A 14111-nucleotide genomic window follows, 5' to 3' on the forward strand; every position below is an offset into this window, starting at 1 on the left:
TGCAATCGACTGTGTAGTCTCCGTACTATTCCTTAGAAAGGAGGTGATCCAGCCGCACCTTCCGATACGGCTACCTTGTTACGACTTCACCCCAATCATCTATCCCACCTTAGGCGGCTGGCTCCAAAAAGGTTACCTCACCGACTTCGGGTGTTACAAACTCTCGTGGTGTGACGGGCGGTGTGTACAAGGCCCGGGAACGTATTCACCGCGGCGTGCTGATCCGCGATTACTAGCGATTCCGGCTTCATGTAGGCGAGTTGCAGCCTACAATCCGAACTGAGAGAAGCTTTAAGAGATTAGCTTAGCCTCGCGACTTCGCGACTCGTTGTACTTCCCATTGTAGCACGTGTGTAGCCCAGGTCATAAGGGGCATGATGATTTGACGTCATCCCCACCTTCCTCCGGTTTGTCACCGGCAGTCTCGCTAGAGTGCCCAACTAAATGATGGCAACTAACAATAAGGGTTGCGCTCGTTGCGGGACTTAACCCAACATCTCACGACACGAGCTGACGACAACCATGCACCACCTGTCACTTTGTCCCCGAAGGGAAAGTCCTATCTCTAGGATGGTCAAAGGATGTCAAGACCTGGTAAGGTTCTTCGCGTTGCTTCGAATTAAACCACATGCTCCACCGCTTGTGCGGGCCCCCGTCAATTCCTTTGAGTTTCAACCTTGCGGTCGTACTCCCCAGGCGGAGTGCTTAATGCGTTAGCTGCAGCACTGAAGGGCGGAAACCCTCCAACACTTAGCACTCATCGTTTACGGCGTGGACTACCAGGGTATCTAATCCTGTTTGCTCCCCACGCTTTCGAGCCTCAGCGTCAGTTACAGACCAGAGAGCCGCCTTCGCCACTGGTGTTCCTCCATATATCTACGCATTTCACCGCTACACATGGAATTCCACTCTCCTCTTCTGCACTCAAGTCTCCCAGTTTCCAATGACCCTCCCCGGTTGAGCCGGGGGCTTTCACATCAGACTTAAGAAACCGCCTGCGCTCGCTTTACGCCCAATAAATCCGGACAACGCTTGCCACCTACGTATTACCGCGGCTGCTGGCACGTAGTTAGCCGTGGCTTTCTGGTTAGATACCGTCAAGGGATGAACATTTTACTCTCATCCTTGTTCTTCTCTAACAACAGAGTTTTACGATCCGAAAACCTTCTTCACTCACGCGGCGTTGCTCGGTCAGACTTTCGTCCATTGCCGAAGATTCCCTACTGCTGCCTCCCGTAGGAGTCTGGGCCGTGTCTCAGTCCCAGTGTGGCCGATCACCCTCTCAGGTCGGCTATGCATCGTGGCCTTGGTGAGCCGTTACCTCACCAACTAGCTAATGCACCGCGGGTCCATCCATCAGTGACGCAAAAGCGCCTTTCAGCTTGCTCTCATGCGAGAAAAAGCATTATACGGTATTAGCACCTGTTTCCAAGTGTTATCCCCTTCTGATGGGCAGGTTACCCACGTGTTACTCACCCGTTCGCCACTCCTCTTTTTCGATGAACCGAAGTTCGGTGAAAAAGAAGCGTTCGACTTGCATGTATTAGGCACGCCGCCAGCGTTCGTCCTGAGCCAGGATCAAACTCTCATAAAAAAATTTGAAAACAATCTTGCGATTGTTAAGCTCATAAAATTAACGTTGCTAGCATTACTGCTTGCTTGTTGTTGTTTGCTTCTATAAAAGAAGCATCCTACACATTTGGTTCGTTTGCTTGCTTTGTTCAGTTTTCAAAGGTCTACGTTGTGCTGTGTTAGCAACTTTTATATCATATCAGCCGACCAAGTAAATGTCAACCGTTTTATAAAAGTTTTTTCAGAAGTTTTTCAACTAACTGAGCTACTGTTTTCAGCGACTTGATTATCTTAACAAATGAATTGTTATTCGTCAAGGACTTTTTTAAGAAATTTTCTTGTATTATCAAGGTTATTACTCGATTCGTTTTTGACGACTTTGTTATAATATCATCTGTTTTACTAAGCGTCAATCTTTTTTTCATAAAAAAGAAAAACTTCTCTTAGTCAATTAAGACAAGTAATAATATACCAAGTTTTCAGCCTTTCGTCAACAGAAAAAACCTTGATACATCAACGTTTCTACTTACATCCCTTTCATTAAAATTATACTGAATTTTAGCTATTTTTTTCTGTGAAACAAGAAGATTTATTCTGTTTTCATGAAAATCGTTCGTTTTTCCTTCTTGATGCTTTTCTATTTCCTTATATTCTCTAAAGATTGGGTAGAAATTTATCTATTTTGATGGATTTTTGATAAAATACAGCTAGAGAATGCTGTCTATATAGTAGATAGTTTTAACTAAATAGAATAAATACTACAAAAAAGCTATTTAAATAGAAACTAGGAGGATTTTTATGAAGATATTAGTTGCAGATGATGATAAAGAAATTGTAGAGCTGATCAGTATTTACTTACACAATGAGGGCTATGAACCAGTTAAAGCTTATGATGGTAAAGAAGCTTTGTCTAAAGTGCGGACAACTTCTGATATTGAATTACTTATCTTAGATATCATGATGCCTGAATTAGATGGGATGCAAGTAGTTAAGACGTTAAGAAAAGAATCGCAAATCCCTATCATTATGTTAACAGCCAAAACAACAGATATGGATAAAATTAAAGGTCTTGTCGCTGGTGCAGATGACTATGTAACGAAACCTTTTAACCCTTTGGAAGTGATGGCTCGTGTGAAGTCACTGTTACGTCGGACAAAAATGCAAGTGGCTTCTAGTCAACCAGATGTCTTAGAAGTTAGTTCCTTAGTCATTAATCGTGACTCTCATGAAGTGAAGACGATTGATGATAAAGAAATTCAATTAACCGCCTTAGAATTTGGGATTTTATACTTGTTAGCTTCCCATCCTAATCGAGTGTTTAGTGCGGATGAAATTTTTGAACGTGTCTGGAAACAAGAAAGTGTCGTTTCAGCTAAAACCGTGATGGTTCATGTTAGTCACTTACGAGATAAAATTGAAGAAGCAACTGGTGGAGAAAAAATTATTCAAACCGTATGGGGAGTTGGATACAAAATAGATGCAAAATAACCATAATAATATAGAAAGAAAAAAACGAATTACACTGACATCGAAAGAAATTAGTGAACTTTTTGCTGAAGCGATTATTACAATTATTCTATTAATTATAGTAAATATTGCTATGCTAGTAGCTATTTCTGCCATTGTTCACAGCACTCCTGCTTTAAATGAAGCGATATTTGTTTCAAGACAAAGCTTTGTTGAAAACTTAAATTCCGATATCTTTTGGAGTGGGAGAAATATCTTGGTGCCAATTATGCTGATATTGGATGTGGCATTTCTATACTGGCGTTTGATTCGTCGGTATCGTCAAATGCAATTGCGCCACATTATTAGTGAATTGCATTACATCGCAGAAGGAAACTACGATCATCGCATTCCTTTTGAACTAAGAGGCGATTTGAATCGAGTTGTCAGTAGCATTAATGGCTTAGTCGATAGTACAGTAGCGGCGATTGAGGAAGAACGACGTATCGAAAAATCTAAAGATGAGTTAATTACCAATGTCAGTCATGATATTCGCACTCCTTTAACATCAATTATTGGCTATTTAGGCTTAATAGAAGATCGGCAATATCATTCAGAAGAGGATTTACTAAAGTATACACATACCGCTTATGTCAAAGCCAAACAAATGAAGTCTTTAGTCGATGATTTATTTGAGTATACAAAAGTGAGACAACCTAGTGTACCAGTCAATTTGATGACTTTCGACATGATGCAATTAATCGAACAATTAGCTGCTGATTTTGAATTGGAAGCTTCTAAGAAAAATATCGAAGTATTCACGTTATCTAGACCTGCTCAAATTATGATGGATGGTGATACGGAAAAATTAGTCCGTGTCTTTAATAATCTATTAACAAATGCTTTGAAGTACGGCAAAGGTGCAACAAAGATTGTCATTGAAGCGGAAAAAGTCGGAACAGAAGTCGTTGTTATCGTCAAAAATAATGGGAAAATGATTCCCAAAAAAGCCCTTGACTCTTTATTTGACCGCTTTTACCGTGTGGAAGAATCTCGTTCACAAGAAACAGGTGGAACAGGACTAGGCTTAGCGATTGCTCAAAGCATTGTCGCTCTACATGGTGGGTATATTTATGCTAAGTCTACTCAGGAATGGACCTCTTTTATTATTCATTTGCCGTTAAACCGCAACAGAGGTTGACGAATGGCAAAAATTCGGCTATGCTAATACCAATTAAATGATCTATGAGCAAAGAACCTAGTACAAAGTAAGTCATTTTTAGAGAGCTGATGGTAGGTGAAAATCAGCAATGACTCATTTGGAATCCAGTTCTTATGATGCGTCTTTTGAAAGAAAGAACCTTCCCTCAGGTTACGAGGTCAAGTGCGACATTAGTCGAACTTGGGTGGCACCGCGAACAACTATTTCGTCCCAAGCTTTTTAGCTAGGGATGGAATAGTTTTTTTTATTATTCAACTATTATTTAGGAGGAAAAAGTATGTTAGACATTAAAATGATTCGTCAAAATGCAAAAGTCGTTCAAGAAAAATTGAAAACCCGTGGCGTTTCTGAAGTAGTAATTACTGAATTTGTACAATTAGATGAAAATCGTCGTCAATTATTAGTTCAAGTGGAGGATTTGAAAAAATATCGAAATGATGTTTCTGCAGAAATCGCACAATTAAAACGAAACAAAGAAGATGCAGCTGATAAAATTGCTGAAATGAAAGAAGTGGGCGGAAAAATCAAGGCTTTAGATACAGAAGTCGCTGAAATTGATGAACAATTACAAGTCATCGCCACTACTTTTCCAAATATTCCTCACGATAGTGTTCCAGTTGGCGGGGATGAAGAAGAAAATGTGGAAGTTCGTCGTTGGAGTGAACCGAAAACCTTTGATTTTGAACCAAAACCTCATTGGGAAGTTGCTGAAGACTTAGGAATTCTAGATTTTGAACGTGGTGCCAAAGTTTCAGGTAGTCGTTTTGTTTACTATACAGGATTGGGTGCTCGTTTAGAACGTGCCTTGTATAACTTTATGTTGGATCAACATATCTATGAACATGGATATACTGAAATGATTACTCCTTATGCTGTTAACAGTCAAGCGATGTTTGGTACTGGTCAATTTCCAAAATTCAAAGAAGATGTTTTCCAATTAGCGGATACAGATTTAACTTTAATCCCGACTGCTGAGGTTCCTTTAACAAATTACTACAGCCAAGAAATTTTAAATCAAGAAGACTTGCCGGTATACTTCACTGCCCTAAGCCCTGCCTTCCGTTCTGAAGCAGGTAGTGCCGGTCGTGACACTCGTGGATTGATTCGTTTGCACCAATTTAACAAAGTTGAGATGGTAAAATTCAGTGATGCAGATCATTCTTATGAAGAATTAGAAAAAATGACAAACGATGCAGAAGCGATTTTACAAAAATTAGATTTACCTTATCGTGTATTAGCATTATGTACTGGCGATATGGGCTTCTCAGCTGCCAAAACTTATGATTTAGAAGTCTGGATTCCAGCCCAAGATACTTACCGCGAAATCAGCTCATGTTCAAACTGTGAAGATTTCCAAGCCCGTCGCGCGATGATTCGTTACCGTGATGAAAACAATAAAATACAATACGCTCATACCTTAAATGGTTCAGGTTTAGCAGTAGGACGCACAGTTGCTGCCGTTTTAGAAAACTACCAAAATGCGGATGGTAGCGTAACAATCCCAGAAGTATTAGTACCTTACATGGGTGGCTTAACCAAAATTGAAAAATAATCAATGAACAGAGGCTCAAGTAGTCTCTGTTTTTTTAAATGGTTTTCCATTGCAAGAATATTACAGTCATGTTACAGTGTTAGTAATTATTGCATAAAAGAAGGGTTTTACTTATGACTGTTTATACATCACGCAGTGAGCTACATCGCAAGAAAAAATCAAGTAAAAAATGGATTTGGCCACTCGTAATACTACTAATAATGCTATTACTTGCCGGCGGTTTCTTTATTTACCAACGAATCCAAGATTATCAACTTCAACAAAAAATTAATGCACAATTAAGCGACTTGATTACCGAAATTCAACAAGAACAAACCGAAAATGATTTAGTCAGTGAAGAAATAGAAGTTGTCCGAAAAAGAAACCATTCTCTTTTCTATCTGCCAACCGAACAACCTCTACCTTTTAACCCAGAGCATCAGCTGAATGAACTAATGCTCGCTGAGAGAAAGAAGGTTGATCAACCCAGACAAACGTTAACAGTAGGTTCCGTAGTACAAGAAAAATTGACCGAACAATTAAGTACTTTTCATTTACACGTAGATACTTACAATTGGGAAGATGACCAAGAAGAATTTGCGAAAGTTGGCGAAGTTTCAACAGATCCCATTTATAGTGTGACAGAGACTGGGGCAACCATTACTGTACAAGACTTGATTGGATCTGAAGAGGATCTATTTGGAATCCAACAAGTACTACAACAAAAACTTTTAGATGAATCTGAAAATCCGGACGAAATTTTAGATGCTGTATTAGACTTTCCCTCTTTATCTTTTGAAACAGAGATGACTTATACTCCTGACCATCTGATGGTTTCCTTACCTACAGATTTGGTTGGCGTTGCAGAAATCAATTTAACTTATAATGAAATTCTGCCTTTTATTGATCAAAATTTTGTTGATCCATCCGTGATTACTGACGAATCTCCTACTTTTGAAGAAGGAAAAAAATATGTTGCTTTAACTTTTGATGATGGACCTAATCCTGATACCACACCTGAGTTGATTCGCATTCTAGGTAGTAAGGATGTATCAGCTACATTCTTTATGTTAGGTCAAAATGCTGAATATTATCCAGAAATTGTCAAACAATTAGCTGATGAAGGCCATGAATTGGCAAACCATTCTTACTCTCATCCGATGTTAACACAGATTGATGAGGATACTTTAAAAGAAGAGGTTCAAAAAACCGACAAAGCAATCTACCAAGCTTCCGGTATTTTACCAAGAAGTCTACGTCCACCTTATGGCGCCATTGATGCAACTTCTGCCGCAGTTATCGGCAAGCCAATTATTCAATGGGACATCGATTCTTATGATTGGGATTCAAAAAATACTGAAGCAACGGTTCAACAAGTAAAAAATACAATTCATGCAGGTGGAATTATATTAATGCACGACATCCATCCATCAACAGTCAAAGCTGTCGGAAAAATCATTGATGATTTGCGACAACAAGGGTATGAATTTATTACAGTCAGTCAATTATTGTCCAACAAAGAAAAACCACACTACCAATATTTCAGCCAAAATGATAAACGCGAAATTGAATAAGAAAAGGACCAAAGAAAGCTCATCATAAGCTTTCTTTGGTCCTTATTTTTATTTTTCGATAGAGTAGTTTGGTGCTTCTTTTGTAATTTGTACGTCATGCGGATGTGACTCTTTTAAGCCATTGCCACTCATTTGAATGAACTGCGCATTGTCACGTAATTCTTTTAGATTGGCTGCTCCAACATACCCCATACCAGATCTTAAGCCACCAGTCATTTGGAAAATAATGTCTGAGACACTTCCCTTATAAGCCACTCGGCCTTCAATTCCTTCTGGTACTAATTTATTGGCTTCATTGACGCCACCTTGGAAGTAACGATCACTTGATCCTTTTTCCATCGCGCCTAATGAACCCATCCCACGATAAGTTTTGAAACGGCGACCTTGGAAAATTTCAAATTCACCTGGTGATTCATCAGTACCTGCCAACATACTTCCTAACATAACTGCATAACCACCCGCAGCTAAAGCTTTCACGATATCTCCAGAATACTTAATTCCACCGTCGGCAATAATTGTTTTTCCATATTGACGAGCGACAGAGGCAGAATCATAAATGGCTGTTAATTGCGGAACTCCCACACCTGCAACAACACGGGTTGTACAGATAGAACCTGGTCCAATCCCTACTTTTACTACATCCACTCCTGCATCATACAGAGCTTTTGTTCCTTCGCCTGTTGCAACATTTCCAGCAATTAAAGTTGCTTTAGGGAATTTTTCACGAATTTCTTTAATTTTACGTAAAACACCGGCACTATGACCATGAGCAGTATCAATCACGATAGCATCTGCGCCAGCTTCTAGTAATGCTTCTGCGCGTTCAAAAGTGTCACTAGTCACACCGACAGCTGCCGCTACTAATAAACGGCCATGTTCATCTTTAGCCGCATTTGGAAATTCAATCACTTTTTCAATATCTTTAATAGTAATCAGACCACTTAGACGATAGTCGTCATCAACGATTGGTAATTTTTCAATTTTGTGTTGTTGTAAAATCTTCTCGGCATCTTTTAAAGAAGTCCCGATCGGTGCTGTCACCAATTGATCTTTTGTCATCACTTCATCAATAGCGATATGATAGTCAGTGACAAAACGTAAGTCACGATTGGTTAAAATCCCTACTAATTTACGGTTTTCCATGGTTTCAACAATTGGGACACCACTGATACGGTAACGACTCATTAAGTCTTCCGCATCTTGAACTAAATGATCCGGTGTTAAGAAGAATGGATCAATAATAACGCCACTTTCTGAACGTTTTACTTTACGTACTTCATCGGCTTGTGCGGCGATACTCATGTTTTTATGAATGACCCCTAGGCCACCTTGACGAGCCATCGCAATCGCCATTTTGTTATCTGTTACGGTATCCATACTGGCACTTATAATTGGGAGATTCAGCTTAATATTTTTTGCTAATTGCACACCCATATCAACATCATTTGGCAATACATGACTTTCTGCTGGCACTAGCAACACATCATCAAAAGTCAATCCTTTTTTTACGAACTTTGTTTCCCAGTTGGACATTTTCGTAACCACTCCTTAAAAATTTTTATTTTAATGAAAAAAATAGCAAATATTACTTAATAAGTCAACCATTCACCGCTAAAAGATATTTTTCTTGATAAATTGATTAGACTAACCTCATTTACAGCTAAATAATTTGTTTTAAACTTACAAAACAAACAAAAACTTAGACATTTACTAAAGGGAGTGTGATGAACGAACATCACACTCCCTTTTGGATTATCTTCGAGGTGCTGATAAGCTACCTACAATGTTATATCGTTTCTTCAAGTAGTAACGGCCACCTAATGAAGCGGCTCCCAAAGCTACAAGAATTACTGGATCTAAAATAATGTTAATTACTGGTGGCAATAATGAAGAAAGAGCAATGACTGAAATCCAAACAAGGAATGATCCCGTCAAAATCAGCATAACTTTCCAAATTTTTGGACGTTGACTCTTATCTGCACCTGGTTGTTCGTATTTGTAAATGTATTTATACATCAAATAGAAGACCCAACCACCGATCATTGACATAAGTAGTAAAGTAATTAAGCCGTAGACTTGGGTACTTTCTTGAACAAACAGCCCCATAACCCCTGTCATTAAGGCAAAAATACCTAAAACTAACAAAGTATTATCTAACCACATTAAAACTGGTTTGCTTTCTCCGGTTGCTGCTTCTGGTTTCGTCAAAATTGCTTCTGTACGTTCAGAGACTGTACCGAATAATTGACGTGCCGTACGTCCACCTTTTTGTTCTTGAACTAATACTGGTAAGATTTCATGCAAAGCGACTGTTTTTTCCTCTTCCGATAAGTTCGCTGCATCCAATGATTTTTTTAAATCAAAGATATACTGTTGATTTCTTTTTGTTAATTGTTTTTCTAGTTCACGATTTTCTGAAACATATTCTCGCAGAGTTTCTGGTTCCATGACTCTCGTTTCTCCCTTCTCCGCCTAAACTTTCAACACCCACAGGATATTTTACCATAAAAAAGAATCTTTATGATAGCCTTTTCTCTCCTTGCAACAGAATTTTTTCTGTCGAAAATCCTCTGTCAAAACGAACCGTATTGGCACTTGATGATCGCTTTTAATTAGACGTTAAAACGGAATAACATAACATCTCCGTCTTGAACAACGTATTCTTTTCCTTCTAAACGAACACGACCTGCTTCTTTTGCAGCTTGATTGCTACCATATTGATCTAAATCATCAAAAGAAACTGTTTCGGCACGGATAAAGCCACGTTCAAAGTCCGTATGAATAATTCCAGCTGCTTGTGGCGCTTTGATTCCTTTACGGAAAGTCCATGCACGCACTTCTTGTTCACCGGCTGTAAAGTAAGTCGCTAAGCCTAATAAGTCATAAGCTGCACGAATTAATTGATCTAAGCCTGATTCTTCAATGCCTAAAGCTTCTAAAAATTCTGCTTTGTCTTCCTCATCTAATTCCGCAATTTCTTCTTCTGCACGAGCACTTACGACAATCACTTCTGCATTTTCACTCGCTGCAAATTCACGTACTTGTTTCACATAATCGTTGCTTTCTGCATCAGCCACTTCATCTTCTGAAACATTGGCTACATATAAAACAGGTTTAGTCGTTAATAAGAATAATGAACGAACAAATTTTTCTTCTTCTGCAGAAAACTCAATCGTACGAGCTGACAAACCTTCTTCTAAAACTGGTTTGATTTTTTCTAAGATAGCCAATTCAGCTAAAGCGTCTTTATCTTTGGTTTTAGCGACTTTTGCGACACGAGCATAACGCTTCGTCACAGAATCTAAATCTGCCAAAATCAATTCTAAATTAATTGTATCGATATCTGCTAACGGATCGACAAAATCCGCATCACGGTTTTGTTCACGCATGATATTTTCGTCATCAAAACAACGTACCACGTGACAAATAGCATCTACTTGACGAATGTGACTTAAGAATTGGTTTCCTAGACCTTCACCTTTACTCGCACCTTTAACGATTCCGGCAATATCGGTAAATTCAAAAGTGGTTGGAACTGTTTTTTTCGGTTTAACTAATTCAGTTAAACGTTGCAGACGCCAATCAGGAACTTCAACCATTCCTACGTTTGGGTCAATTGTTGCAAAAGGATAGTTAGCTGCCTCTGCTCCAGCTTTGGTAATTGCGTTAAATAAAGTTGATTTTCCTACGTTTGGTAAACCTACAATTCCAGCAGTTAATGCCATTTTTTCTTCACTCTTTCTCTGCTTTTTCTAAAACTTTTTTCATTTTTTTATTAAAATCACGGCGGGGCATCATCACGATATGCCCGCATTTTTCACATTTGATTTTGATGTCTGCCCCCATGCGGATAATCTCCCAGCGGTTGGTCTGACAAGCATGTGGCTTCTTCATTTCTACTGTATCACCTAAGTCGTACATCTGCTCACCCATTTCTTATGCTTCATCAAATTGAATATTTAAAATATCTAAAATCCGCGTCAAGTCACTTTGAGAAAGGTACTCAATTTCGATTTTTCCCTTGCCTTCTTTTTCATGGATTTCAACACTTGTGCCGAATTTATCCATTAAACGATCTTCACTTTCTCTTAGATAATACGGTTTTTCTTTAATAATACGAGGGACTTTCTTTTTATCTTTTGATTCATTCATTATCCCCACTAACTGTTCCAATTGACGAACAGTTAAGTTTTCTTTCACACAACGATTGGCTAATTTTAAAATTTGCTCTTTATTCTTCAATCCTAGCAAGGTTCTCGCTTGTCCCATTGATAAACGGTCATCTTGCATCATTTCTTTGACCAATTTAGGTAAAGACAACAAACGAAGATAATTCGCAATATATGGACGACTCTTTCCTAAACGTTGAGCAACTTCTGCTTGTGTCAATTTTAAATTTTTCATCAACATTTCATACGCTTCAGCTTCTTCTAACGGATTTAAGTCCTCTCGTTGTAGATTTTCTAAAACGGCCACTTGCATCATCGATTCTTCATCGAATTCACGAATGATTGCTGGGATAGTTTCTTTTTTAGCTAATTTTGATGCTCGGAAACGGCGTTCACCAGCGATGATTTCATACCCTTTGACAGCTGACTTCCGAACGATAATCGGTTGGAAAACACCTGATTGCTCAATCGAATTTGCCAATTCTTGCAAGGATTTTTCATCAAATGTTTTACGTGGTTGATACGGATTAGGACGCAATTCGTTAAGTGAAATATCAATAATTTGTTCTTTGCGAACATCGACTTCTTCAATACTAGACAAGTCTTGGAATAAAGCGTCAATTCCTTTTCCTAAGCTTTTCCCTTTATTTTTCACGAACTAACACTTCCTTTGCTAATGCTTGATAGACTTCTGCTCCTTTTGAACGCAAATCATAATCTACAATAGACAAACCGTGACTTGGAGCCTCAGACAAGCGAATGTTTCTTGGAATAATGGTGTCGTAGACTTTTTCTTGGAAATAGCGACGAACTTCTTCGACGACTTCTGCACCTAAATTGGTTCTAGCGTCATACATCGTTAACAAGACACCTTCAATTTCTAAATCTGGATTAAAATGTTTTTGAACCAAACGAACAGTATTTAAAAGTTGACTCAATCCTTCTAACGCATAGTATTCACATTGAACCGGGATTAAAATAGAATCACTTGCTGTGAATGCATTAATCGTCAAATGTCCCAATGAAGGAGGACAATCAATAAAAATATAATCGTATTGTTCTTTGATTTCATTTAAAGCTGTTTTTAATCGAGACTCTCTAGCCATCATCGATGTTAATTCAATTTCCGCTCCTGCTAATTGTAAAGTTGCGGGAACAATATCTAGATTTTCACGAGAACTTGGAGCAATTGCTTCTTGAATGGGCACTTCATTGACCAATACATCATAGATATCCACTTTAACATCTGGTTTGCGAATCCCCATCCCACTAGTTGCATTTCCTTGCGCATCAATGTCTACTAGTAAGACTTTCTTACCTTCATAAGCTAAACTAGCGCCTAAATTCACCGTAGTGGTGGTTTTGCCTACACCACCCTTTTGGTTTGCAACAGAGATAATTCGTGCCATGACTCTTCTCCTCCTACCTCATCTTTTATTTAATCGGTTGTTTATTTGGTAATCCAGGTTTTCTTGGATATTTTTTTGGTGTTTCTTTTTTCTTTTCAATTACGAGTGTGTGACGCTCATCGCCTGTCACTGGTAAATGAATTTCTTTGTCTTCAATAAACTTTCCACCTAAAATAGCAATCGCTGGTTTGGCTTCTGTTAATTCCTCTTCACTTTTGGCTGCTTTTAATGCATAGAAAAAGCCACCTTTTTTCACTAAAGGTAAGCATAGCTCGGTTAAGACATTCAAACGAGCCACCGCTCTGGCTGTAACATAATCATACTGTCCACGATGTTGTGAATTTTGACCAAATGTCTCAGCGCGATCATGAAATAATGACACTTGCTCCAAACCTAATGCATCGACTAGTGTTTGTAAAAAAGTAATCCGTTTATTCAATGAATCAACGATGGTAATTTGTAAATTAGGAAAAACAATTTTTAGCGGAATACTTGGAAATCCTGCTCCTGATCCCACATCACATAAAGCAGCATTTTCATCCAAAGACACAGATAACGCCAATGTAATCGAATCATAAAAGTGTTTGAGATACACTTCTTTTTTTTCAGTAATGGCCGTCAAATTCATCTTCTCATTCCACTCAACCAAAAGTTCATAATAACGCTCAAATTGATCCATTTGAGTTGGATTTAATTCAAGACCTTGCTCAAGCAATACTTGTTGAAATTCTTCAGGTAACATCTTCTTTTCCTTTCTTTTCGTGAAACAAAAAAATGTTTCACAGACTAGTTACTACTTTAACTTAAAATCATGCATCATGCAATAGTTTGCCCTATTTTCCAAAGAGAAATTAACAATTTCTCTTAATGTATACAGCCAAATTTAGCGGGAGGTTTTTACTTCATAGATAAAACCGCCTTATTCGGACTCAAAAGTAAAAACACAAGCCTACTCACTGAGTCTGCTTGTGTTTTTATTTAAATACTATTGTTAGTTAGTTGCTTCAAAACGAACACTACGTGCGGGGATAAAGTTCGTGATGACCAGTTCATATTGGTTATCTGGACTTGTTGCTACAAATATAAAAGTATAACAAGAGTATGTAATGAAATTATGGTACTGAAAAACGGAAAGATAAATAGCCTCAAAATGCAACAAGACTTAGTTTCTGATCAATTAATAAAAAA

11 protein-coding genes, 1 rRNA gene and 1 other annotated feature are annotated in these 14111 nt (G+C 38.4%); of the genes, 4 read left to right on the forward strand and 8 right to left on the reverse strand.

The window, feature by feature from the left end; all coding sequences use genetic code 11:
- Nucleotides 1-36 precede the first annotated feature (36 nt).
- A 16S ribosomal RNA gene (locus AC4BBX_RS08535) occupies nucleotides 37-1594 on the reverse strand.
- Nucleotides 1595-2370: 776 nt separating this feature from the next.
- On the opposite strand from AC4BBX_RS08535, the gene croR reads away from it, so the two are divergent.
- The 4 genes from croR to AC4BBX_RS08555 all read left to right on the forward strand — a co-directional run bounded on the left by croR (nucleotide 2371) and on the right by AC4BBX_RS08555 (nucleotide 7345).
- Nucleotides 2371-3060, forward strand: coding sequence for a response regulator transcription factor CroR (croR, locus tag AC4BBX_RS08540; protein ID WP_490453443.1), 690 nt, complete (start codon nucleotides 2371-2373; stop codon nucleotides 3058-3060).
- Nucleotides 3050-4219 (forward strand): sensor histidine kinase, encoded by a 1170-nt coding sequence (locus tag AC4BBX_RS08545; protein WP_490453444.1) that lies wholly within the window; start codon nucleotides 3050-3052, stop codon nucleotides 4217-4219. Before croR ends, AC4BBX_RS08545 begins: the two co-directional genes overlap by 11 nt.
- Before the next feature lie 35 nt (nucleotides 4220-4254).
- Nucleotides 4255-4456 (forward strand) — a binding site (T-box leader).
- Nucleotides 4457-4517: 61 nt separating this feature from the next.
- Nucleotides 4518-5792, forward strand: coding sequence for a serine--tRNA ligase (gene serS / locus AC4BBX_RS08550; RefSeq protein WP_490453445.1), 1275 nt, complete (start codon nucleotides 4518-4520; stop codon nucleotides 5790-5792).
- A gap of 113 nt (nucleotides 5793-5905) precedes the next feature.
- The gene (locus AC4BBX_RS08555) at nucleotides 5906-7345 is read left to right on the forward strand and encodes a polysaccharide deacetylase family protein (protein ID WP_490453446.1); all 1440 of its coding nucleotides are present in this window, start codon (nucleotides 5906-5908) and stop codon (nucleotides 7343-7345) included.
- A gap of 48 nt (nucleotides 7346-7393) precedes the next feature.
- On the opposite strand, the gene guaB is transcribed toward AC4BBX_RS08555, so the two are convergent.
- The 7 genes from guaB to rsmG form a co-directional block, all read right to left on the reverse strand.
- The gene (gene guaB, locus AC4BBX_RS08560) at nucleotides 7394-8878 is read right to left on the reverse strand and encodes an IMP dehydrogenase (protein ID WP_490453447.1); all 1485 of its coding nucleotides are present in this window, start codon (nucleotides 8876-8878) and stop codon (nucleotides 7394-7396) included.
- A gap of 219 nt (nucleotides 8879-9097) precedes the next feature.
- Nucleotides 9098-9793 carry a DUF1129 domain-containing protein gene (locus AC4BBX_RS08565; RefSeq protein WP_490453448.1) on the reverse strand — a complete coding sequence of 232 codons (696 nt, stop codon included), beginning with the start codon at nucleotides 9791-9793 and terminating at the stop codon, nucleotides 9098-9100.
- Between the two features lie 164 nt (nucleotides 9794-9957).
- Complete coding sequence (ychF, locus tag AC4BBX_RS08570; RefSeq protein ID WP_490453449.1) at nucleotides 9958-11070, reverse strand: redox-regulated ATPase YchF; 1113 nt, start codon at nucleotides 11068-11070, stop codon at nucleotides 9958-9960.
- 7 nt (nucleotides 11071-11077) lie between these two features.
- Nucleotides 11078-11266, reverse strand: a complete 189-nt coding sequence (locus AC4BBX_RS08575) for a DUF951 domain-containing protein (RefSeq protein ID WP_490455792.1) — start codon at nucleotides 11264-11266, stop codon at nucleotides 11078-11080.
- A gap of 15 nt (nucleotides 11267-11281) precedes the next feature.
- Nucleotides 11282-12169, reverse strand: coding sequence for a ParB/RepB/Spo0J family partition protein (locus AC4BBX_RS08580; protein WP_490453450.1), 888 nt, complete (start codon nucleotides 12167-12169; stop codon nucleotides 11282-11284).
- Complete coding sequence (locus AC4BBX_RS08585; protein ID WP_490453451.1) at nucleotides 12159-12923, reverse strand: ParA family protein; 765 nt, start codon at nucleotides 12921-12923, stop codon at nucleotides 12159-12161. Before AC4BBX_RS08585 ends, AC4BBX_RS08580 begins: the two co-directional genes overlap by 11 nt.
- Nucleotides 12924-12948: 25 nt before the next feature.
- The gene (gene rsmG, locus AC4BBX_RS08590; RefSeq protein WP_490453452.1) at nucleotides 12949-13665 is read right to left on the reverse strand and encodes a 16S rRNA (guanine(527)-N(7))-methyltransferase RsmG; all 717 of its coding nucleotides are present in this window, start codon (nucleotides 13663-13665) and stop codon (nucleotides 12949-12951) included.
- Between the last annotated feature and the right edge of the window lie 446 nt (nucleotides 13666-14111).

It is taken from the genome of Enterococcus sp. AMC1157 (genome assembly GCF_058216555.1).

Bases quoted from the DNA above. Each gene is read 5' to 3' on its own strand.
- croR (WP_490453443.1), top strand. From the start codon at position 2,371: ATGAAGATATTAGTTGCAGATGATGATAAAGAAATTGTAGAGCTGATC.
- AC4BBX_RS08545 (WP_490453444.1), top strand. From the start codon at position 3,050: ATGCAAAATAACCATAATAATATAGAAAGAAAAAAACGAATTACACTG.
- serS (WP_490453445.1), top strand. From the start codon at position 4,518: ATGTTAGACATTAAAATGATTCGTCAAAATGCAAAAGTCGTTCAAGAA.
- AC4BBX_RS08555 (WP_490453446.1), top strand. From the start codon at position 5,906: ATGACTGTTTATACATCACGCAGTGAGCTACATCGCAAGAAAAAATCA.
- guaB (WP_490453447.1), bottom strand. From the start codon at position 8,878: ATGTCCAACTGGGAAACAAAGTTCGTAAAAAAAGGATTGACTTTTGAT.
- AC4BBX_RS08565 (WP_490453448.1), bottom strand. From the start codon at position 9,793: ATGGAACCAGAAACTCTGCGAGAATATGTTTCAGAAAATCGTGAACTA.
- ychF (WP_490453449.1), bottom strand. From the start codon at position 11,070: ATGGCATTAACTGCTGGAATTGTAGGTTTACCAAACGTAGGAAAATCA.
- AC4BBX_RS08575 (WP_490455792.1), bottom strand. From the start codon at position 11,266: ATGTACGACTTAGGTGATACAGTAGAAATGAAGAAGCCACATGCTTGT.
- AC4BBX_RS08585 (WP_490453451.1), bottom strand. From the start codon at position 12,923: ATGGCACGAATTATCTCTGTTGCAAACCAAAAGGGTGGTGTAGGCAAA.
- rsmG (WP_490453452.1), bottom strand. From the start codon at position 13,665: ATGTTACCTGAAGAATTTCAACAAGTATTGCTTGAGCAAGGTCTTGAA.